Source organism: Vibrio atypicus (assembly GCF_009811315.1).
In the GTDB taxonomy this organism is placed as follows: domain Bacteria; phylum Pseudomonadota; class Gammaproteobacteria; order Enterobacterales; family Vibrionaceae; genus Vibrio; species Vibrio atypicus.
The window spans coordinates 329032-349764 of record NZ_BLID01000005.1 but is presented as its reverse complement, the minus strand read 5'-3'; the positions used below and the strand labels follow the sequence as shown (position 1 = coordinate 349764).

The window sequence follows — 20733 nt, the reverse complement described above, 5'->3', positions numbered from 1 at the left end:
GTGTCTTCTGGCGTCTCGACTGAAATGTCATCACCGAGCGGCGCGCCATTACCATCAACGATTTCTGGATCGTCGTTCACTGGCGTCACGCCAATGTTCACTGTAATCGTATCGGTACCGCCTTGACCGTCAGAGACCACCACCGTAAAGCTGTCTGAGCCGTTGTAATCGTCGTTTGGTGTGTAGGTCCAGTTGCCGTCGGCATCAACCGTCACTGAGCCGTTTTGCGGATCGGTCGCTTTGCTGAAGGTCAGATCATCGCCATCCACGTCAGTCGCATCCAACTTACCGCTCACAGGCGTGTCTTCTGGCGTCTCGACTGAAATGTCATCACCCAGCGGCGCCCCATTACCATCGACGATTTCTGGATCGTCGTTCACTGGCGTTACGCCAATGTTCACTGTAATGGTGTCTGTGCCGCCTTGGCCGTCAGAAACCACCACAGTGAAGCTGTCTGAGCCGTTGTAATCGTCGTTTGGTGTGTAGGTCCAGTTGCCGTCGGCATCGACGGTCATTGAGCCGTTTTGCGGATCGGTTGCTTTGCTGAAGGTGAGATCATCGCCATCCACATCGGTCGCATCGAGTTTACCGCTCACTGGCGTGTCTTCTGGCGTCTCAACCGAGATGTCGTCGCCCAGCGGCGCACCATTGCCATCGACGATTTCAGGAACATCGTTCACTGGCGTTACGCCAATGTTGACCGTGATGGTGTCTGTGCCGCCTTGGCCGTCAGAAACTACAACGGTGAAGCTGTCTGAGCCGTTGTAATCGTCGTTTGGTGTGTACGTCCAGTTGCCGTCGGTATCGACCGTCACTGAGCCGTTTTGTGGATCGTTGCCTTTGACAAAAGTCAGATCATCACCGTCAACGTCAGTGGCATTGAGCGTACCACTCACTGGTGTGTCTTCTTCTGTAGTAACAGAGATATCATCGCCTAGCGGCGCACCATTGCCATCAACGATTTCAGGATCGTCGTTCACTGGCGTCACACCAATGTTCACTGTGATGGTATCCGTGCCACCTTGGCCGTCCGAGACCACTACCGTAAAGCTGTCTGAGCCGTTATAATCGTCATTCGGTGTGTAGGTCCAATTACCGTCTTCACTTAATTCAAGAGTACCATTGCCAGGTAGCTCTCCAGCGGTAAATGTCAATTCATCATCATTTGGATCGGTAGCGACCAATGTGCCACTTACAGGCGTATCTTCATCAGTTGTAACCTGAATATCTTCCCCTAAAGGATTTGCATTCGAGTCAACAAATACAGGCGGTTGTTGGAGGATTTGAAATTGCTCTAATAGTGATAAGCTTTGCGTTTCTGAAAGGCCAAGCGACTCAAAACCTTGAGTGACAAATTCAGTAGATGCAATTGTCTCTAAGCCATCACGACTGATAGTTCCGGAATCGGTTAGGCTTGAACCACTCTGCCCACCAGCAGCGGTTGCAAACTCTTCACCCAACTGCGTAGGGTCTTGCCCTTCTTCTAACGCAGCAAAGATATCTTCAAGTTCACTCGAAATATCCTGAGCTTGGCCATTATCACCAATCAATTCAACATTGATGGACGGCTCTTCACCAGGAGCAGACTGCTCGTTATTCAATACCACTTCACCTGGCTTAGGCAGCTCGCCTTCTTGTAGCACTCTAACCTTACCGTTAGTATCTACTACGACTACTTGACCACTAGCCAAGTTACCCAATGCTACGTACGTACCAAAACCCATATTAGAGCCCCTAATCCTTTACTACCTGGCCGCCTCAGTCAGAAACGACAATAAATTGGCAAAAACACTTATTCACGATCTATATAAATTAACATTTATGATAAGTTATCTAAACTACTTTTTTGTCATCACACCGTATGACTTAAAAAACATGTTGCAGAATTCAACACATAAAGTATGAATCAAGATCTCAATTGTACTATTAAATAAACAACATACTATCTCGACGTACCACTTCATCAATGTGCCTCTCAAAAGCGAGCAAGAGTACTGTTTATTAACATTTATTTCATAATATTAATTAGTCATTTGAAGAAATAGGTGGTATTTTATTGACGCTAACGATGGTTTTATCTTAAAAATGAGACTGAAATTTAAGTAGTATCCATCGCATAAATGCGGTACGAGGAGAGTTAAAGTGAATTGGAATAAGTTGAAAGTACTAAGTTGCACGGTCGCACTTAGCTTTCCTGCATACAGTCAAACATTAGAACAGGCAGTGGCGTATACCATTACGCACAACCCTAAAGTTAAAGCCTCATATAATGAATTTCAGAGCAAGGTATACGACTCAGAAGCTTCGACTGGAGCATATCTACCAAAACTAGATTTAGACGCTGGAATTGGTTATGAAGATGTCGATCTTGCTTCGGGTACAAATGACGAACTTATTCGTAAAGAAGCGACGCTTTCCCTTACTCAACTTATCTGGGATGGCTCTTCTACATTAAACGATATGGATCGTACTGCTGCAGACGCTGAATCTGTTCGTTACCAGCTACTTTCCGATGCGCAAGATATTGCTCTTGAGGTAACTAAAATCTACCTAGATGCGACTAAAGCTTATGAAGTACTCGCTTTATCTGAAAGCAATCTAGCGGTGCATAAAGATATCTACCGAGACATCAAAAGACGCGTAGACTCAGGTATTGGTTCTACTGCTGATATGTCGCAAGTAGAAGCTCGTCTAGCTAAAGCGCATGGCAACCTACTTGCCGCCCAAAACAATTTGTTCGACGTGCATACTCAATTCAAACGTATTGTAGGTCAAGCTCCTCAAGGATTAACCTTCCCTCGCGCGGACCAAAACGCAATTCCATTTACTATTGATGATGCATTAGACGAAGCATTCAACAACCACCCTGTAATTAAAATTGCACAAGCAGATGTTGATTCGGCACGCTTTCAGTTCCAGCAAACGAAAGGTGCGAACTTACCAACCATTTCATTTGAAGCGAATCAAACGTGGCGCGATGATGCAGGCGGTATCGAAGGGCAAAGTGAAGAATTTTCTGCGATGCTTCGTATGAGATACAACCTATACAATGGTGGTTCCGATGCAGACCGCTCTGATAGCGCGGCATACCAAATGAACAAAGCAAAAGACTTGCGAAACTATACGTTCCGAACAGTTGAAGAAGGCTTACGCTTATCTTGGAGCGCACTAGACTTAACCGTCCAACAAAAAGAGTTCTTAGCTGACCACGTTGATTCTGCTTCTGATACCGTTATCGCGTACGAAAAACAATATAAGCTCGGCAAACGTACCTTACTTGATCTATTGAACACAGAGAACGAATTATTCGAAGCTCGCAAAGGTTATTTGGATGCCAAGTACGATGAGCAATACGCTAAGTACCGAGTAATGAATGCAACGGGCGGCCTACTTTCTGCGCTGCGAGTAGATACACCTGACGAATGGAATGAGGCCGTAGAGTATTAATATGAAAATTACAGCACTTTCAATACTGATCACAAGTGTGTTCGCGAGTGGCTTTGTTTCAGCAGAAGATAAATACGACTATATTGAAACACCAGTTCCAAACCAAATTGATGATCTACAGGATGATGACAAAGATGGCGTGATTAACGCTAGGGACCTTTGTCCACAAACACCAGCTCGCTCTGAATTAGACAACGATGGCTGCGGTACTTTTATTAATACTGAAGAAAGTATCGATTTGCACATTCTATTTGCAAATGATTCTAGTGAAGTACAGCCTGTATTTATGACTCAAGTTCGTGAGATGGCTGCTTTCTTAGAAGAGTTTCCATCGACTTCAATTGAACTTCAAGGGTTTGCCAGTAAAGTCGGCAAACCGGAGTACAACCTTGAGTTGTCAAAGCAACGTGCGTTTGCAGTAGAGCAACTGCTTCTAGACTATGGCGTTGATGCAAGTCGAATCCAGATTGTAGGCTTTGGTGATACTAACCTATCTGTATTTGGTGACGATGAGCAAAGTCACGCCCAAAACCGAAAAGTGGTTGCGAGCGTAGTCGGTTATAAAGGTCATGTAAAAGAAGAGTGGTCAATCTTCACCAAAATTGAAAAATAACAACTAAGGGAGCGATAAGCTCCCTTTTTATTTTAGCTTTGCTGCTAACAATGCTAATCTAGCGACGATTCTAATTAAGAGATAAAACTCATGAGTAAACTAACTTCAGATATTCAGGCAAACCTTGAGCTTTTCGTTGCTGAAACACAACAAACCAAAATGGTTTGGGGCTTACGCAATGAAGAAGGTTGGTTGTCGTGTGACTCTACTGAATTTGAAAACAGCGAAGTGATGCCTTTCTGGTCAGCGAAAGAAGACGCAGAAGCACATAACGTTGAAGAGTGGGCTGATTTCGAAGTGTTAGAAATCCCACTTGATATTTTCGTTGAAGATTGGCTACTAACGTTAGCAGAAGATGGTGTTTTGGTTGGTACAAACTGGAACGCAACACTTGAAGGCCGTGAAATGGAACCAAGTGACCTAGCAAAGCTATACATAGGCTAAGCTTATAATTACAAAACACTTCTTTAAGCGCTCACTCAGAGCGCTTTTTTATTTCCAAATACAACCCTACTTACATCGCAATTTTCTTATTCTCTAAAAACAACACATTGTGCGCTATGGTTGCTTTCATCTAGAATGGAACAAACATAACAATATTCATATTATGAAACGTCTAATTTCTAGGTTACTGCTAACTCCCGTGTTAGCTATTTCTTTTGCTGTTAATGCACAAGACGACTTGTCCAGTTGGGAACAAGCTTATAGCGAAGTGCTACCTCAAGATGAGCAGCGAGCGCTGTCTATGCTTCAAGATAGATACAACGCACTTCCTCCCGGCATAGAGAAACTTTACATAAGTTCTAAAATTCATGGATTTATGATTCTTAGAGGGCAGCCCTTTCATGGCAACAAGATTTCTTATGACTCAGAATACTCTCAATTAGAGCAAACTTTTATCGCTGCCTTAAATAGTGAAGAAGCATTAGAGTTCGATGTTTCAAAGCAAAACTACTTATCGCTGTTAAAGCATGTCACGGAGTCCAACCAAATAGATGGTAAGATCCTATTCGAATATCACCTATGCCGATCCCTCAATCGACAAGGGCAATTTCATAAAGCAGCATTATATTGCTCATCTTTAAACACCCATCTAGACGATACAAAACAGTCAATACTCCCTCGCTATAAGGCGCTAAGAGTTATAGCAAACAATTTCGAATACCTTGGTGACTATCAGAATGCGTTAAAATTTTATCAAGAGTATCTAGCCATAATTCCAAATTACATCGATCCATCTGGCGTGTATAACGACGCAGGCTTACTACTCAAAAACCTTGGAAATATGCAGTTAGCTAAAGAATATGTAGGAATCGCCCTCAAGTTACGCGGTAGCAATCCAACAAAACTATTTCTCGCTCAATCTCACCACAGCATGGGTGATATATTGTTAACCGATGGCGACTATCAATCAGCACTTCATCACTTCACGCAGTCTAAAAAAATACTCCAGCAGTTTAACCATATCTATGGTTTGACGTATGCGCTTCTAGGCTTAGGTAAGACATATACTGCATTAGGTGATTATGCGTTAGGTAATAGATATTTATTAGAGGCACTCGAAAACGCATCGGTTCAAGGCAATGGACAGCTTAGAGGTGAAATATACCTTACTCTCGCCAGTGCTCATCAACAACAGAACAACTTTATCCGAGCAGAAGATTTCGCTAACAATGCAATGAACTTATCGCTCGCAATCAAGAGTGCCCCACTTAAAGGTCAAGCTCTTAAGACTCTCGCCAATTTGGCTGAAGCTCAAGGAAAATACCAACAATCTCTTACTTATTATCAAAGATACATTGATACTGAGTTGGATAAACGAGACAAACAACATCAGTCAGCTTATATTGCTTTAGATACCGCGAGAAAAGAATATATTCAACAATTGCAGCACTCTAAACTGCTGGATACCAACAAGCGTCAATCCGCTGAAATACAGCGCTTAACCTCATTAAGTCAAGTGTTTGCCTTCTTTTCTGCAATACTCATAGTATTGCTGTTTAGTACTTCATTTTTTAAACGAAAAGCTCTAAAGCAGGCAGAAAAAGATCTATTAACTGGTGCATGGAACCGTGCTGCCGCTATACGAGATATTAAAAAGCTACCAAAGATTAAGGATGACCACTACAAATACCTAGTGATACTTCTTGATTTAGATGACTTTAAATTAATTAACGATCAATATGGGCACCCTACTGGCGATGCTGCACTATCGCATGTGTCCGAGCTTATTCTTCAGCACTGCAATACAGACGATATTTTCGGTCGTTTGGGGGGAGAAGAATTTGTCATTGTGATGAAAAATCTTGATGAATTAGATATTCAAGACAAGGTAATGAGTCTTCACAAAGCGATTGCGAATACATCCTTTCTGTCTGAGTGTAATAAGAAGCTTAACGTTACCGCAAGCTTCTCTTATTTGGCGACCTCTAAGTCTTTGGCCGACTTCAACGAGCTATATTCTATTTTGGATCAAGCGTTATATCAGGTTAAACAAAAAGGAAAAAATAGCGTGATTGACGCATTTAATGAACCTATCTACCTTGATAAGTCTGCTTATGTACCAACGCCGCCATAACCGCTTCTCGATCATCAAGGTAATCGTTTAGACCCACTTTACGCAGCTCGCAGGAAGGACAATCTCCACAACCATCACCAATGACACCGTTGTAGCATGTTAGAGTTTTTTCTCTAACAAGCTGCAATGCATCATATTGGTCGGCAAGAGCCCATGTCTCAGCCTTGTTCAGCCACATTAGTGGAGTCTCAATATCAAATGAGCGATCCATTCCCTGTACTAGCGCCTTATTCATTGATTTTACAAACTCATCTCTACAATCTGGATAACCAGAAAAGTCAGTTTCACACACACCGGTTATCACCGACTCTGCACCAATCTGATAAGCGTAAATACCTGCAAGCGTCAAAAACAAAATATTGCGTCCTGGCACAAATGAATTTGGTAATCCGTTTTCCTGAAGATCATGTGAAACGGGGATATCATCACGAGTCAATGAGCTAATAGCCAGTTCATTAAGTAAACCCACATCCATCACTTTGTGCGCTTTAACGCCCAATTCTTTCGCTAGATTCTGCGCTACTTCTATCTCAAGCTTGTGTCGCTGACCATAATCGAACGTAATCGCGTGGACTTCATCGTACTCTTTTAACGCTTTTACCAAACAGGTGGTCGAGTCCTGCCCACCACTAAAAACGACAACAGCTATTTTCATGAGGAATTCCTTAAGCGATACTTAAATACTTATGAGTTTGAATCGATAGACGCCAGTTTCTAGCAACACAGACATCAATGCATAATTGTGTAGCTCTCGGCTTCTGGCTAATCGGTTGAAGTGCAATGACCGTTTCTTTCGAGACGTTAGCGCGTTCTAATAAAATGTCTAGTTGGTCTATATCTTTCGTGGTACCAACAGGATGTTTAATTTCATTCGCGCGTAACAGAGCTGAGTCTAATACTGGAAGTTGTCCTTTCATTGCCACTTTTGGTGACACCGTCACCCAAGTCTTGTCTGATGTTACTACCTCCGACGTGCCACTCGTTTCGATTTGACACTGACAACCATGAGCTTCAAACGCCATAGTTAAAGGACGTAAATCATAAATGCACGGTTCACCACCGGTAATAACAATATGATTCGCAGTATATGCTTGTTTTACATATTCACTAACAATGTCTTCAGCCGTGGCACTACACCAAGTTGGAGAATCTTCAGATTTTAGGAGAATTTGAGCAAAATCCGTTTCATCTTGCGGCGTCGCGTCCCATGTCTGTTTCGTATCACACCAAGCACACCCTACCGGACACTCTTGTAACCGCACAAATACTGAAGGAACACCAGTAAACACCCCTTCTCCCTGAATTGTTTCAAACATCTCGTTAACTTTATACAACTTACTCTCAGCCTATTTTGTTAGCAAAAATCTGCAAGGACGAGACCTTAAATGACCTGATACTTAAGGTCAACCTCTACATAAATTGAACATTACTTCATGAAGCATTATGCTGCCAAGTCTCGCCTCTTTTTATTATCAGTTTTTAGGTAAGTTATGTACAAATTAATCGCTTTGGATATGGATGGCACACTGCTAACCAGCGACAAAAAAATCAGTGACCGCACTAAGCTAGCTATATCACAAGCGCGCCACAAAGGTGTAAAGGTAGTGTTGGCGTCAGGTCGACCGTTGGCAGGCATGCAGCAAGCATTGAACGAGCTAGAGATGTTCGGTGACAACGAATTCGTTGTTTATTTTAATGGCTCAATGGTGAAAGAAATTGGCACTGACAAAATCATTCACAATGCGATGATCGATGGAAAGAAAGCTAAACAAGTTGCTGCTCTGGCAGACGAGTTGGGGTTATTTTGTCACGCATTTAGCGGCGAGCACGGCTTAATTACTCCCCAGAATAATGAGTTCACCGGAATCGAATCAAAAATAAACCAAATTCCCGTAACCGAAATGAGCTTCGACGCATTATCAGATGACCACCCTATCATCAAAGCAATGATTGTAGGTGAACCAGAGAAATTAACTCAAGCTATTACCGCGATTCCAGCGCAGTTACACGATGAATTCACCATAGTGCAAAGCGCTCCTTTCTTCCTAGAGTTTCTCGATTTACAAAGTAACAAAGGTGTTGGCGTTAAAGCGATTGCCGATCACCTTGGTATCACCGCAGATGAAGTCATTTGTATGGGTGACGCGGAAAACGACCACCACATGCTTCATTACGCTGGCCTTGGAGTGGCAATGGAGAATGCTATGCCTCAGACAAAAGCCATCGCAGATATTATCGCGGACAGTAACAATGACGACGGCGTAGCCAAAGTGATTGAGCAATACGTACTCAATGCATAATGTAAAACATGGGAGGCTTAACGGCCTCCCATTACACAGATTCATGGTGACGATTAAAAGTTTTAATTAACAAAAACATTAACTTATACGACATCAAATGAAACAGTTGATATCATTTAACTAGTTTTTAGTTAAAGGCATATCTAATGTTTAGTAATTTAAGCGTTAAAAAGAAAATCATTTTACCCGTTTCACTCATTATTCTTCTTTTTTCAGCAAGTTCGATCATCAATATCGTCACGTCACTAAAGCAAGTCAAGATATCTGATACTATTCAGCAGCACTACTTACCTGCTTTGTTTACCCTCGAAGATGCCTATCGCGATCTTTACCAAGCGACCTCTGCAGTACAAGCTCTTGTGCTCTCAACCTCGAAAAGCGAAGTTGAACACCACTTATTTGAATATAAGGACAATGCATACAAAGCACTTCCTCGTATGGAAAGCCCTTCAGAATTAGTCTCTTTAAAGCTAATCCCTCAATCTTCTGCTCGCGACATCGACGTTCTAGTCAACCTAGGACAGCAGTGGCTGTCTAGCTACGAATCCTTCATCAATGCACCGCAAAGTGAATGGAATGCAATCTACGAAGATAACAAGCGCACATACGACAGCCAATTCATTGCAGTACGCAAACAACTGAACATCGTAAAAGATCAGATTGAAGAAGCTCGCCAGCAAGCTCAAATAGAGAACGCAAAAGCGGCTAAACATGCTGAATGGGCGTTAGAACTAGGTACTCTTATTGTCATTCTTATGGGTCTAATGACATGTTGGTTCCTAATTAAGGCAATTGTAAAACCGATCGAAAAGATTACGTCTGCGATGAAAGAAATCTCATCTGGCGACGGTGACTTAAATCAACGTATTGACGCTCAATCACAAGATGAAATCGGCCAACTTGCAGACGCATTCAACTTATTCGCCAGTAAGATTCAACACACGATTCAACAGGTCGTCGAAACCACCACGTCCATTCGTGGAGAAATGTCCCACTTAAAAAATGTGACTGAATCCATTTCTCACTCTACAGATCAGCAACAAAAAGAGAGCGAACTCGTTGCCGCCGCTGTTCATGAAATGCAAGCGACTAGCCAATCTGTAAGTGAAAATGCCGGCGATGCTGCCAGTGCAAGTTTCAGCGCAAACCAAGAAGTTCAAAATACGAATAAAGTTCTTGAGTCAACCACACTATCCATCCGTGATCTTGCCAATGACGTCGAAAACGCAAGTGGCGTGATCCATACTCTTGATGAAGATGTCTCTAACATCGCTTCAATTTTGGATGTTATTTGTGGTATTGCAGAGCAAACTAACTTGCTTGCCTTGAACGCTGCAATTGAAGCTGCTCGAGCGGGTGAACAAGGCCGAGGTTTTGCAGTCGTTGCTGACGAAGTTCGCTCTCTAGCAAGCCGTACTCAAAAGAGCACAGGCCAAATTCAAGAGATGATTGAACGTCTACAAGCTGGCGCTGAACAAGCGGTTAAAGTAATGCAAGCAAGTAAAGAAAGCAGTGAAGGCACTATAATGTCAGCTAGCACCGCCACCGAATCGTTACATCAAATCTTAGCTGCGATTTCGAAGATGAATGAAATGAACACTCAGATCGCAACAGCCGCAACACAACAAAGCTCAGTAAGTGAAGAAGTGAACTTCAACATTCAGAAAATTGCAGAAAACAGCAATCAGATGGTAGAGACCGTATGCTCAGCCGAGCAATCTCTACAGTCTCTCGCTGATCAATGTGAGCGTTTAGATAAGTTAGTTTCACAATTTAAGTGCTAATAGCTTAAAAAATAAGGCTGCTCAGGCAGCCTTTAAATTTTTCCGAATTGCTAATACAAACAATACGATGAGTAAAGGATAACGCATCGCTTCAACCGCTAAAGTGATACTCGTGCTATGGGAAACATAGTTAGAAAATAGCGAAATCACAAAATTAAGCCCCAGCAAAGAAAGCATCACCAGTAAAACAGCTTGTTTCGTAACAACACCCTGACTCTCTTTCAAGGTAAAGATTAAGAACAGCACGGTAATGATAATTGCCAACCAATACCCAACAACTGGGCTCGGCCAAAACACTCCCATCACCAAACACATCCCCATCAACATTAGCCACACAACCTTTGAGGAGAGCAATTCAATCGCATTAATACCGGGTTTACTTTCCAGACGGATGATATGCCAAGAGCATAAGAAACCAAGCAGCGCTCCACTTAAAATATCGATGAAAAAGGCAGAGCCCGTATAAAACTTAGCGACACCTAGCCATACAATGAACAAAGCGAAGCCAACAGATTGCTGATTGAAATTTAGTTTATTCTCCGCATGTAAAATCAACACTCCAACACATAACCAAATCGCAGCAGGTGTGCTTGGAAAACTGTATCCATAGGTTTGAACCAACTCCACGGCTGGCAAATAAACATGCGGTCTAGGAAACGAAAAACCTTGCTGCGCAATCAAGCTCATCAAAGAGGTAATCGTAATCGCGAAGAAAATCTTGTAAGTAAAGTGCTTACCGTATTTCAGGTACACCAAAGGCAACAAAACAATAAGTAAGAAAGGTTGAGCAAGAATATTCCCACTCATCAAAAAGCTACGAACAGTATCACGAATACTATCGGGTAAAGAAATAATGGCATGTTGAAAATGCAGCATCCAATTCAATTCAACTTGATTGAAACTTGGGGCAGCTTCGACCAAGTTTCCAACGTAAACAACAGACTGGTCGGTCGCTTTTTTTGCGATTTCCTTTACCCAGTCACGTTGCTCTGGGAATCGATACTCATCAACTGGGATCAGACTTGGATCCACTAACATAGCTGACGAAATCTCAATTCCATAATGGGGGGCGAACCAAATAGGCAACTCAAAACCATCATGGACGTTATTAAATTGAAAAGAAACAATATCCGATTCAGACACACAGTCATAAAATATTGCGTCTTTTGAACGCCCTAAGACCCCTTTTGTTTGCACAACTAAGCCGGTCTCCTCCCAAGTCTCACGCTGCGCTGCGATGGCTGGGTCTTCACCTTTTTCTACGCGACCTGCGGGTAAAGAAAGCTTTTTAGTGATAATTTCATGAACAAGCACAACTTTGTTGTCTGCTCGAATGATACATGCAGCGCCTTTAATCTCGGAATTAGAGTCTTCTGAAGCAAATGTTTTGGCGGCACTACCCAATGACACAACGCCTAGCAGTAAGACAAACCAAGAGCTAAGCATTCTCATATATATATTCATTAATTCTATTTATTTTCCTAGTGGTTTACGCAACCAATTAATGTGACTGACGAAACCTAATTGATGATACAACTGGTTGGCTGGCTGATTAAAATCCCAGACCTCAACAAACATCTCTTTTACACCATACTCTTCGAACGTCTGTTCGATTCGTTGACAAAGCATACCCGCTACACCTTGTTTTCGGTGACTTGGCATCACATACAACTCATCAATGCTGCCCATTTGAACGGGTTTGCTCACAGTCGATATGAGCTCGCAAAAATGCCCAGAAATAAAGCCAATCACTTTCTTGTCATCACAAGCGACAAACACCAAGCATTCAGGGTTATCAAGATAACGCGCAATACTCTTCTCTTGTTCAATGTCTTCTGCTGTCTTAAAAAAATCTGGAGACTGCCTATGGTGCTCATCATGAAGCTGATACATAAGCTCATTAAGTTGCTCTAGATCGCTCTGATTAGCCGCTCGTAACGTTAGGGATTGCATAGATATTTTCGTAATGCGAATAAAGTAATAGTGTGATTGTTTCCGATTCAATTATCAACAAAAAAGCCTCCTTAGATAAGGAGGCCTTGTGACTCAAATGTAAGAATTCTTACTCAAGAGCTCAGAACTTTCTCGATTTCGTCTAAGCTGGTTGGGTCGTCAATGGTTGACGGTACCGTGTATTGCTCACCATCTGCGATTTGACGAATCGTGCGTCTCAGTATTTTACCTGAACGCGTCTTCGGTAACCTCTCCACAACTAGCGCATGTTTAAAGCAAGCCACTGCACCAATTTCGTCACGGACCTTGCCCACTAACTCACCCTCTAACTCGAGGTCATTTACTTTGACGCCGTCTTTTAAAACGACAAACCCTAGCGGAAGCTGACCTTTAAGATCATCATGAACCCCGACTACCGCGCATTCAGCAATAGCAGGGTGGCCGCCGACAATCTCTTCCATCTCACCGGTTGAAAGTCGATGACCGGCAACGTTAATGACATCATCAATACGTCCCATAATGAACAAATAGCCGTCTTCATCTAAGTAGCCGCCATCTCCAGAAACGTAATAACCTGGGAACTGGCTTAAATACCCTGATTCAAAGCGGTCATGGTTACGCCATACCGTTGGTAGACAACTTGGTGGCAACGGGCGTTTAAGGGCAACAAAACCTTGTTGGTTAGCCTGTGCCACTTCGCCTAACTCATTAAGTATTTCAACCTGATAGCCTGGAATCGGCTTAGTTGCTGATCCTGCTTTAACTGGCATAGACTCGATACCCGTTGGGTTGCCAGCGATTGCCCACCCAGTCTCCGTTTGCCACCAGTGATCAACCACAGGCTTACTCGATTTAGACTCAACCCACTCTAACGTTGGTGGATCTAAACGTTCACCGGCCATAAAGATGGTTTGCAGCTTAGATAAGTCATATTGGTCAAGAAACTTGCCGTCTGGATCTTCTTTCTTAATCGCGCGAAATGCCGTAGGCGCAGAGAAGAGCACGTCAACTTTGTATTCCTCACACACTCGCCAGAATGCACCAGGATCCGGCGTTCTTACTGGTTTACCTTCGAATAAAATCGTGGTGCAGCCATGAATCAACGGCGCATAAACAATATAAGAATGGCCAACAACCCAACCGACATCCGATGCTGCCCAGAACACGCCATCTTGCGGCATGTTGTAGATTGCACTCATCGAATACTTCATCGCAACTGCATGGCCACCGTTATCACGGACCACACCTTTTGGTTTTCCGGTTGTTCCTGATGTATACAAAATATAGAGAGGATCCGTTGCAAGTACCGGCACACATGCATGAGGTAGTGCTTGTTGATAAGCACTCTTCCAGTCAATATCACGGGCAGAATTCAAGTCAGCTTCACATTCAGGGCGCTGCAATACAAATACGCTTTCGGGCTTCCATCTGCTGTCCATTATGGCTTTATCAACGAGTGGCTTGTAAGGAATAACCTTGCTGACTTCAACGCCACAAGAGGCTGTCATTATCACTTTGGGTTCTGCATCTTCGATACGTACTGCCAACTCATTTGGCGCGAAGCCACCGAAGACCACAGAGTGAATTGCCCCTAACCGAGCACAGGCTAACATCGCCATTGCAGCTTCAGGAATCATCGGCATATAGATAACCACTCGATCGCCCTTCGTCACTCCTTGATTTGCTAACATACCTGCAATTTTTGCAACCTGATCGCGAAGCTGCGTATAACTGAATTTTTGTTTCTTATTGGTGACTGGAGAGTCGTAGATCAAGGCAGTGTTATCACCTCGACCTTGCTCGCAATGATAGTCCAACGCCAACCAACAGGTATTTAGCAAACCGTCTGGAAACCATCGCTCGATACCATTTTCATCGGATTGGATAATCGTTTTTGGTGCTTCAAACCAATCAATGTTTTTTGCTTGCGCTTGCCAAAACTGCTCCGGCTCGGTTTGCGCCCATAAGTATTCTTTTTGATATGCAGACATATTGCTTCCTCCAGTATGTCCTGACACTGTATTTTTGCAGCAAGTGAGTTATTCAAAAACGTTGGAGGGCACCCTTACGAAACCTTCCATTATAATTCTCGCACTACGACTCATAACGGCCTTATCTACTACCCAGCCATGTTTGGTTTGCGTGGCTTTCGCCCCGACTTTTAAGGTTCCTGAAGGGTGGCCAAACGTCACGCTACTTTTCTCACCACCACCAGCAGCCAAATTCACCAAGGTTCCTGGAACGCAAGCTGCTGAAGCGATAGCCACGGCGGCAGTTCCCATCATTGCATGGTGCAATTTACCCATAGACAAAGCTCGAACTAATAGGTCAATATCAGATGGCTCAATCCTCTTTTGGCTTGAAGATAGGTATGTCTTAGGCTTTGAAACAAACGCAACTTTTGGTGTGTGTTGACGGCTCTGCGCTTGCTCAAGAGTTTCAATCAAGCCCATTTTCAACGCACCATATGCCCGAATCGTCTCGAACGCCTCTAATGCAGCGACATCGTTGTTGATATCACCTTGCAGCTCTACACCTTGATAGCCGATAGATTCAGCGTCAATAAAGATGGTTGGGATCCCTGCATTCACAAAGGTTGCGTTAAGTGTTCCCATACCCGGCACATCAAAATCATCAATTAGATTACCAGTTGGAAACATGCTCCCTTCACCATCAGCTGGATCCATAAACTCAACTTGTATCTCTGCCGCAGGAAAGGTCACACCATCAAGTTCAAACGCTCCTGTCTCCTGCACTTGTCCATTAACTATCGGCACATGCACAACAATTGTTTTAGCGATATTGACTTGCCAAACACGTACTTCGACAATCCCATTTTTTGGTATTCTCTGCGCTGGTATTAGCCCAGCATGAATTGCAAACGGCCCAACTGCTGCAGAAAGGTTGCCACAATTACCACTCCAATCAACGAAAGGTTTATCGATAGAGACTTGGCCAAATAGATAGTCCACATCATGATCTTCTCGTTCGCTTTGGCTAACAATCACCGTTTTACTGGTACTTGATGTCGCGCCCCCCATGCCATCGATTTGTTTGCCATACATATCTGGGCTTCCGATAACTCGCATTAGCAGTTTGTCTCTTGCTTCACCTGGCTGCTGTGCCTTAGTTGGCAAGTCCTTCAAGTTAAAGAAAACCCCTTTACTGGTACCGCCTCGCATGTAGGTTGCAGCAACTTTGATTTGGCTTTGTACTTTATCCATAGCGTTACTCCTACAAAGCCGTTATTGAGTTAAAAAATCTTGTGCGAAGCGCTGTAGTACACCGCCTGCATTGTAGACATGGACTTCGTCTGCCGTATCCAGACGACAAGTCACAGCGACATCGACTTTCTTACCATTCGAGCGAGTGATGACCAGCGCAAGATCAGCGCCGGGTTCAATATGCCCCAACACGTCATAGACTTCTGTGCCATCAAGTTCGAGTATATGGCGAGTGATCCCCTCTTTAAATTGCAAAGGCAGAACTCCCATTCCAACTAAATTAGTCCGGTGAATACGCTCAAACCCTTCTGCGACTATCGCTTCCACACCAGCTAATCGAACTCCTTTTGCCGCCCAATCTCGAGAAGAGCCTTGCCCGTAATCCGCACCTGCGACAATAATGAGAGGTTGCTTACGCTGCATGTAGGTTTCAATCGCTTCCCACATCCGAACAACTTGACCTTCCGGTTCAATCCGCGCCAATGAACCTTGCTTCACTTGACCATTCTCTTGCACCATCTCATTAAAGAGTTTGGGATTCGCGAATGTTGCGCGTTGGGCTGTTAGGTGATCGCCTCGATGCGTGGCGTAAGAGTTAAAGTCTTCTTCTGGCACGCCCATTTTCGCTAGATATTCACCAGCAGCACTGCTGGCCATAATCGCATTCGAAGGAGAAAGGTGATCAGTAGTTATGTTGTCACCAAGAATGGCCAATGGATGCATACCTGACAAAGTTCGCTCACCTGCTAATGCACCCTCACCCTCTTTTTGCCAATAGGGAGGACGGCGAATATAGGTGCTTTGAGGGCGCCAGTCATACAGTGGACTACTGCTGCGCTCTTCATCATCAAGCTTAAACATTTGAATGTAGATCTGATTGAATTGCTCAGGTTTAACATGTTGACCGACGACTTCATCGATCTCTTCATCCGTGGGCCATAGATCCGTTAAGTAAATGGGGTTGCCATTCGTATCATGACCTAGCGCATCGCGCTCGATATCAAAGCGAATCGTACCGGCCAAAGCATAAGCGACAACAAGCGGAGGTGAGGCTAAAAAAGCTTGTTTAGCGTGAGGGTGGATACGACCATCAAAATTTCGATTACCTGACAGCACAGCGGTTGAATAGAGATCCCTGTCAATAATCTCTTTTTCAATTTGAGGGTCTAGCGCTCCACTCATGCCGTTACAGGTAGTACAAGCATACGCGACAATACCAAAACCTAGCTTCTCTAATTCTGGTAACAACCCTGCTTCTTCAAGATAAAGCTTGGCCACCTTGGAACCCGGAGCAAAAGAAGATTTGACCCAAGGTTTACGAATCAGCCCTAGTTGATTGGCTTTTTTCGCGACTAGGCCCGCTGCCACCACATTACGTGGATTACTGGTATTGGTACATGAAGTGATCGCCGCAATAATGACAGCACCATCAGGCAACTCCCCTTCTTTTTCTTGCCACTCACCAGAGATCCCACGCTCGGCCAACTCTGATGTCGGCAATCGGCGATGTGGGTTCGACGGCCCAGCCATATTACGCGTCACTGAAGAGAGATCGAACTCTAAAACTCGCTCATATTGTGCGCTTTCAAGGTCATCTGCCCACAGTCCGGTTTGTTTCGCGTATTGTTCGACCAGTTCCACTTGCTGATCATCACGCCCTGTTAACTTCAAGTAGTTAATGGTTTGCTGGTCGATATAGAACATACCTGCAGTCGCGCCATATTCCGGAGTCATATTTGAAATGGTGGCACGGTCACCAATAGTTAAACTACTTGCCCCTTCACCAAAGAATTCTAAGTAACAAGAAACAACACGCTGCTCGCGTAAAAACTCAGTAATGGCTAATACGATATCCGTCGCAGTAATACCCGCTTGACGTGTCCCGACCAATTTAACACCGACGATGTCAGGCAAGCGCATCATTGAAGGACGACCTAGCATAACCGTTTCCGCCTCTAAGCCGCCTACACCAATCGCAATGACACCGAGCGCATCTACGTGTGGCGTATGACTGTCTGTCCCGACACAAGTATCTGGATAGGCGATGCCATTTTTCGATTGGACGACTGGCGACATCTTCTCCAGATTGATCTGGTGCATGATGCCGTTACCAGCAGGGATCACGCTGACATTTTCAAACGCGGTTTTACACCACTCGATAAAATGAAAGCGGTCTTCATTACGGCGCTCTTCAATCACTCGATTTTTGTCAAATGCGTCTGGATCAAAACCACCATGTTCAACCGCTAGCGAGTGATCGACAATCAATTGCGTCTCTACCACTGGGTTTACTTTGGCAGGATCCCCACCTTCATCTGCAATGGCATCACGCAGCCCAGCTAAATCGACTAACGCAGTTTGGCCTAAAATATCGTGGCAGACGACCCGAGCCGGATACCAAGGGAAATCAAGTTCCTGCTTACGTTCAATCAACTGTTTTAGACTGTCGGTGAGCGTATTTGGATCACAACGTCGTACCAACTGTTCAGCAAGTACACGTGACGTGTATGGCAATCCGTCATACGCACCGGCAGAAATATCATTAACGGCTTCACGGGCATCAAAATAGTCAAGATGAGTTCCCGGAAGCGGTTTTCTATATTGTGTGTTTATATTCATAAGATGCTTCCAATGCTTGTTCCAGTTCCAACTGCCCCATCCATTGAGTAAGAAGAGGCAGCATCGAGTTCGCGCTTAACGCTGATCGATAGGAACCCAATCTTGATGATCTGGACCGGTATAATCGGCACTCGGGCGAATGATGCGATTGTTCTCTCGCTGCTCAAACACGTGCGCCGCCCAGCCCGTCAAACGGCTCATCACGAAGATAGGTGTAAATAGCTTGGTTGGAATAGCCATGAAGTGATAGGCCGATGCATGGAAAAAGTCCGCATTACAGAAGAGCCCTTTCTCACGCTTCATTACCGATTCCACACGTTCTGAAACCGCGTATAGGTGGGTATCGCCGACTGCAATTGACAATTCTTTAGACCAACGTTTGATCAATGCGTTTCTCGGATCACTTTCGCGATAAATAGCGTGGCCAAAGCCCATAATTTTGTCTTTGTTCGCCAGCATATTCAGGATGTTGCTTTCTGCTTCATCTGGTGTCATCCAGTTTTCAATCATCTCCATCGCGGCTTCATTAGCACCACCATGAAGAGGACCACGTAGCGTACCAATTGCCCCAGTAATACATGAATGAATGTCTGACAGAGTAGAAGCACAAACACGGGCAGAGAAAGTCGATGCATTGAATTCATGCTCTGCATATAAGATCAACGAACAGTGCATTACTTGCTTGTGGAGTGCGCTCGGCGCTTTATCGGTTAGCATCTTCAAGAAGTACCCGCCGATACAATCTTCTGAGCTATCTTCCGTGTCAATACGAACACCGTCGTGACTAAATCGATACCAGTAACAAATAATTGCAGGGAACAGCGCAAGCATTCGTTCAGTGGCATCAAGCTGCTCAGAGAAATCCATCTCTTGTTCTAGATTACCCAATACAGAGCTACCCGTTCGCATCACATCCATCGGGTGAGCGTCAGCTGGAATAAGCTCTAACGCCTGCTTAAGCTCTTTCGGTAAACCACGTAAACCGACAAGGCGCGTTTTATAATCGTCCAGTTCTTGCTGATTGGGTAAGTGACCGCGTAACAGTAAGTGGGCTACTTCTTCAAATTGGGCATTATTGGCCAGATCCGTAATATCGTAGCCTCGATAAGTAAGACCTGTCCCCGTTTTACCGACAGTACATAAAGCTGTGCTTCCTGCGCTTTGACCGCGTAGGCCTGCGCCACCTAGTTCATTAGGCATGATAGAACTCCTTTTCTGTCTGACTTTGCTCTCTTAGTCGGAGCGATTGGAGGCCAGACGTTTTACGTTATTGGATTAGGTTAATGAGTCTTCTTGGACTTCCACTTATTTTTGCGATTACTTTCCTTCAGAAAACAGTTGGTCGAGTTTGTCTTCGTAATCATGATAATTAAGGTGTTGATACAACTCTTTGCGTGTTTGCATCGAATCAAGCAATGCTTCTTGGTTACCCACTTCAAGCAGGTGTTTATAAACCATTTCAGCGGCTTTATTCATGGCACGGAAAGCACTCAATGGGTAAAGCACCATATCAACCTTAGATTTTGCGAGTTCTTCCCGACCGTACAGCGGTGTTTGGCCAAATTCTGTAATATTGGCTAGAATAGGCACGTGCTTACCTGTTGCATCTGATAGTGCAGTTGAGAATTGAACATATTGATCAAGCTGGTTCATCGCTTCAGGGAAAATCATGTCCGCCCCGGCTTCTACGCAAGCGATTGCTCTCTCAATGGCGCTATCCATACCCTCGACTGCCAAAGCATCTGTTCGCGCCATAATGACAAAGCTTTCATCATTACGTGCATCTACAGCCGCTTTCACTCGGTCGACCATTTCCTGTTGGCTCACAATGGCTTTATTCGGGCGATGACCACAACGTTTTTGCGCTACTTGGTCTTCCATATGAACCGCACCAGCACCGGCTTTTTCCATCGCTTTAATAGTTCGGCCGATGTTGAATGCGCCGCCAAATCCGGTGTCGATATCAACCAGAAGTGGTAAATCACAAGCATTAGTAATTCTATCCACATCCACCAGCACATCATTCAATGTAGTAATGCCCAAATCAGGCAAACCATAAGAGGCGTTAGCGATACCACCTCCTGATAAATAAATGGCTTGGTGGCCCAGATTTTTGGCCATCATGGCGCAATATGGATTAATGGTGCCCACAATCTGTAGTGGATCATTTTGCTCTACAGCGAGTCTAAACTTCGCCCCCGGAGATAAGCTCATG

The 20733-nt window shown here is 44.2% G+C and carries 16 protein-coding genes; 6 read left to right on the top strand and 10 right to left on the bottom strand.

Annotation, left to right across the window (positions count from 1 at the left end):
* The coding region (locus tag GVO60_RS13360; RefSeq protein WP_159654823.1) for an Ig-like domain-containing protein at positions 1–1724 on the bottom strand (1724 nt) is incomplete at its 3' end.
* A gap of 418 nt (positions 1725–2142) precedes the next feature.
* On the opposite strand from GVO60_RS13360, the gene GVO60_RS13355 reads away from it, so the two are divergent.
* The 4 genes from GVO60_RS13355 (at position 2143) to GVO60_RS13340 (ending at position 6638) form a co-directional block, all read left to right on the top strand.
* Positions 2143–3447 (top strand): TolC family outer membrane protein, encoded by a 1305-nt coding sequence (locus GVO60_RS13355; RefSeq protein WP_159654821.1) that lies wholly within the window; start codon positions 2143–2145, stop codon positions 3445–3447.
* Positions 3443–4060, top strand: a complete 618-nt coding sequence (locus tag GVO60_RS13350) for an OmpA family protein (RefSeq protein ID WP_371862459.1) — start codon at positions 3443–3445, stop codon at positions 4058–4060. The genes GVO60_RS13355 and GVO60_RS13350 overlap by 5 nt, the downstream gene beginning before the upstream one ends.
* 90 nt (positions 4061–4150) lie before the next feature.
* Positions 4151–4504, top strand: a complete 354-nt coding sequence (locus GVO60_RS13345; RefSeq protein WP_159654817.1) for a DUF2750 domain-containing protein — start codon at positions 4151–4153, stop codon at positions 4502–4504.
* 163 nt (positions 4505–4667) lie between these two features.
* Positions 4668–6638, top strand: a complete 1971-nt coding sequence (locus tag GVO60_RS13340; protein ID WP_159654816.1) for a GGDEF domain-containing protein — start codon at positions 4668–4670, stop codon at positions 6636–6638.
* Here the strand turns inward: GVO60_RS13340 and queC are convergent.
* A complete protein-coding gene (queC, locus tag GVO60_RS13335; RefSeq protein ID WP_159654814.1) occupies positions 6595–7293 on the bottom strand; it encodes a 7-cyano-7-deazaguanine synthase QueC in 699 nt (232 codons plus the stop codon). The two genes, GVO60_RS13340 and queC, sit on opposite strands and share 44 nt — an antisense overlap.
* 10 nt (positions 7294–7303) lie before the next feature.
* Positions 7304–7972, bottom strand: a complete 669-nt coding sequence (gene queE / locus GVO60_RS13330; protein WP_159654812.1) for a 7-carboxy-7-deazaguanine synthase QueE — start codon at positions 7970–7972, stop codon at positions 7304–7306.
* Positions 7973–8128: 156 nt separating this feature from the next.
* On the opposite strand from queE, the gene GVO60_RS13325 reads away from it, so the two are divergent.
* A complete protein-coding gene (locus GVO60_RS13325) occupies positions 8129–8938 on the top strand; it encodes a Cof-type HAD-IIB family hydrolase (RefSeq protein WP_159654810.1) in 810 nt (269 codons plus the stop codon).
* A gap of 146 nt (positions 8939–9084) precedes the next feature.
* On the top strand, positions 9085–10722 hold the full coding sequence (locus GVO60_RS13320; protein ID WP_159654808.1) for a methyl-accepting chemotaxis protein: 1638 nt from the start codon (positions 9085–9087) through the stop codon (positions 10720–10722).
* Positions 10723–10743: 21 nt separating this feature from the next.
* Here GVO60_RS13320 and GVO60_RS13315 read toward each other — a convergent pair whose 3' ends face one another.
* From GVO60_RS13315 to prpB, 7 genes are all read right to left on the bottom strand, one after another.
* On the bottom strand, positions 10744–12174 hold the full coding sequence (locus GVO60_RS13315; RefSeq protein ID WP_159654806.1) for a bifunctional NUDIX hydrolase/phosphatase PAP2 family protein: 1431 nt from the start codon (positions 12172–12174) through the stop codon (positions 10744–10746).
* A gap of 21 nt (positions 12175–12195) precedes the next feature.
* Positions 12196–12675: a GNAT family N-acetyltransferase gene (locus GVO60_RS13310; protein WP_159654804.1), complete on the bottom strand. Its 480-nt coding sequence runs from the start codon at positions 12673–12675 to the stop codon at positions 12196–12198.
* A gap of 113 nt (positions 12676–12788) precedes the next feature.
* Positions 12789–14666 (bottom strand): propionyl-CoA synthetase, encoded by a 1878-nt coding sequence (locus GVO60_RS13305; RefSeq protein ID WP_162596545.1) that lies wholly within the window; start codon positions 14664–14666, stop codon positions 12789–12791.
* Between the two features lie 48 nt (positions 14667–14714).
* Entirely contained in the window at positions 14715–15899 is a 1185-nt protein-coding gene (gene prpF / locus GVO60_RS13300) for a 2-methylaconitate cis-trans isomerase PrpF (RefSeq protein ID WP_159654800.1), read from the bottom strand.
* Between the two features lie 21 nt (positions 15900–15920).
* The gene (gene acnD, locus GVO60_RS13295; RefSeq protein ID WP_159654798.1) at positions 15921–18518 is read right to left on the bottom strand and encodes a Fe/S-dependent 2-methylisocitrate dehydratase AcnD; all 2598 of its coding nucleotides are present in this window, start codon (positions 18516–18518) and stop codon (positions 15921–15923) included.
* Positions 18519–18593: 75 nt separating this feature from the next.
* Entirely contained in the window at positions 18594–19718 is a 1125-nt protein-coding gene (prpC, locus tag GVO60_RS13290) for a bifunctional 2-methylcitrate synthase/citrate synthase (protein WP_159654796.1), read from the bottom strand.
* 117 nt (positions 19719–19835) lie between these two features.
* Positions 19836–20732 (bottom strand): methylisocitrate lyase, encoded by an 897-nt coding sequence (gene prpB, locus GVO60_RS13285; RefSeq protein ID WP_159654794.1) that lies wholly within the window; start codon positions 20730–20732, stop codon positions 19836–19838.
* Between the last annotated feature and the right edge of the window lies 1 nt (position 20733).

What these genes read in the sequence shown, in the direction of transcription:
- GVO60_RS13345 (WP_159654817.1), top strand. Translation starts at nt 4,151, where the DNA reads ATGAGTAAACTAACTTCAGATATTCAGGCAAACCTTGAGCTTTTCGTT.
- GVO60_RS13340 (WP_159654816.1), top strand. Translation starts at nt 4,668, where the DNA reads ATGAAACGTCTAATTTCTAGGTTACTGCTAACTCCCGTGTTAGCTATT.
- queC (WP_159654814.1), bottom strand. Translation starts at nt 7,293, where the DNA reads ATGAAAATAGCTGTTGTCGTTTTTAGTGGTGGGCAGGACTCGACCACC.
- GVO60_RS13325 (WP_159654810.1), top strand. Translation starts at nt 8,129, where the DNA reads ATGTACAAATTAATCGCTTTGGATATGGATGGCACACTGCTAACCAGC.
- GVO60_RS13320 (WP_159654808.1), top strand. Translation starts at nt 9,085, where the DNA reads ATGTTTAGTAATTTAAGCGTTAAAAAGAAAATCATTTTACCCGTTTCA.
- GVO60_RS13315 (WP_159654806.1), bottom strand. Translation starts at nt 12,174, where the DNA reads ATGAGAATGCTTAGCTCTTGGTTTGTCTTACTGCTAGGCGTTGTGTCA.
- GVO60_RS13310 (WP_159654804.1), bottom strand. Translation starts at nt 12,675, where the DNA reads ATGCAATCCCTAACGTTACGAGCGGCTAATCAGAGCGATCTAGAGCAA.
- GVO60_RS13305 (WP_162596545.1), bottom strand. Translation starts at nt 14,666, where the DNA reads ATGTCTGCATATCAAAAAGAATACTTATGGGCGCAAACCGAGCCGGAG.
- prpF (WP_159654800.1), bottom strand. Translation starts at nt 15,899, where the DNA reads ATGGATAAAGTACAAAGCCAAATCAAAGTTGCTGCAACCTACATGCGA.
- acnD (WP_159654798.1), bottom strand. Translation starts at nt 18,518, where the DNA reads ATGAATATAAACACACAATATAGAAAACCGCTTCCGGGAACTCATCTT.
- prpC (WP_159654796.1), bottom strand. Translation starts at nt 19,718, where the DNA reads ATGCCTAATGAACTAGGTGGCGCAGGCCTACGCGGTCAAAGCGCAGGA.
- prpB (WP_159654794.1), bottom strand. Translation starts at nt 20,732, where the DNA reads ATGAGCTTATCTCCGGGGGCGAAGTTTAGACTCGCTGTAGAGCAAAAT.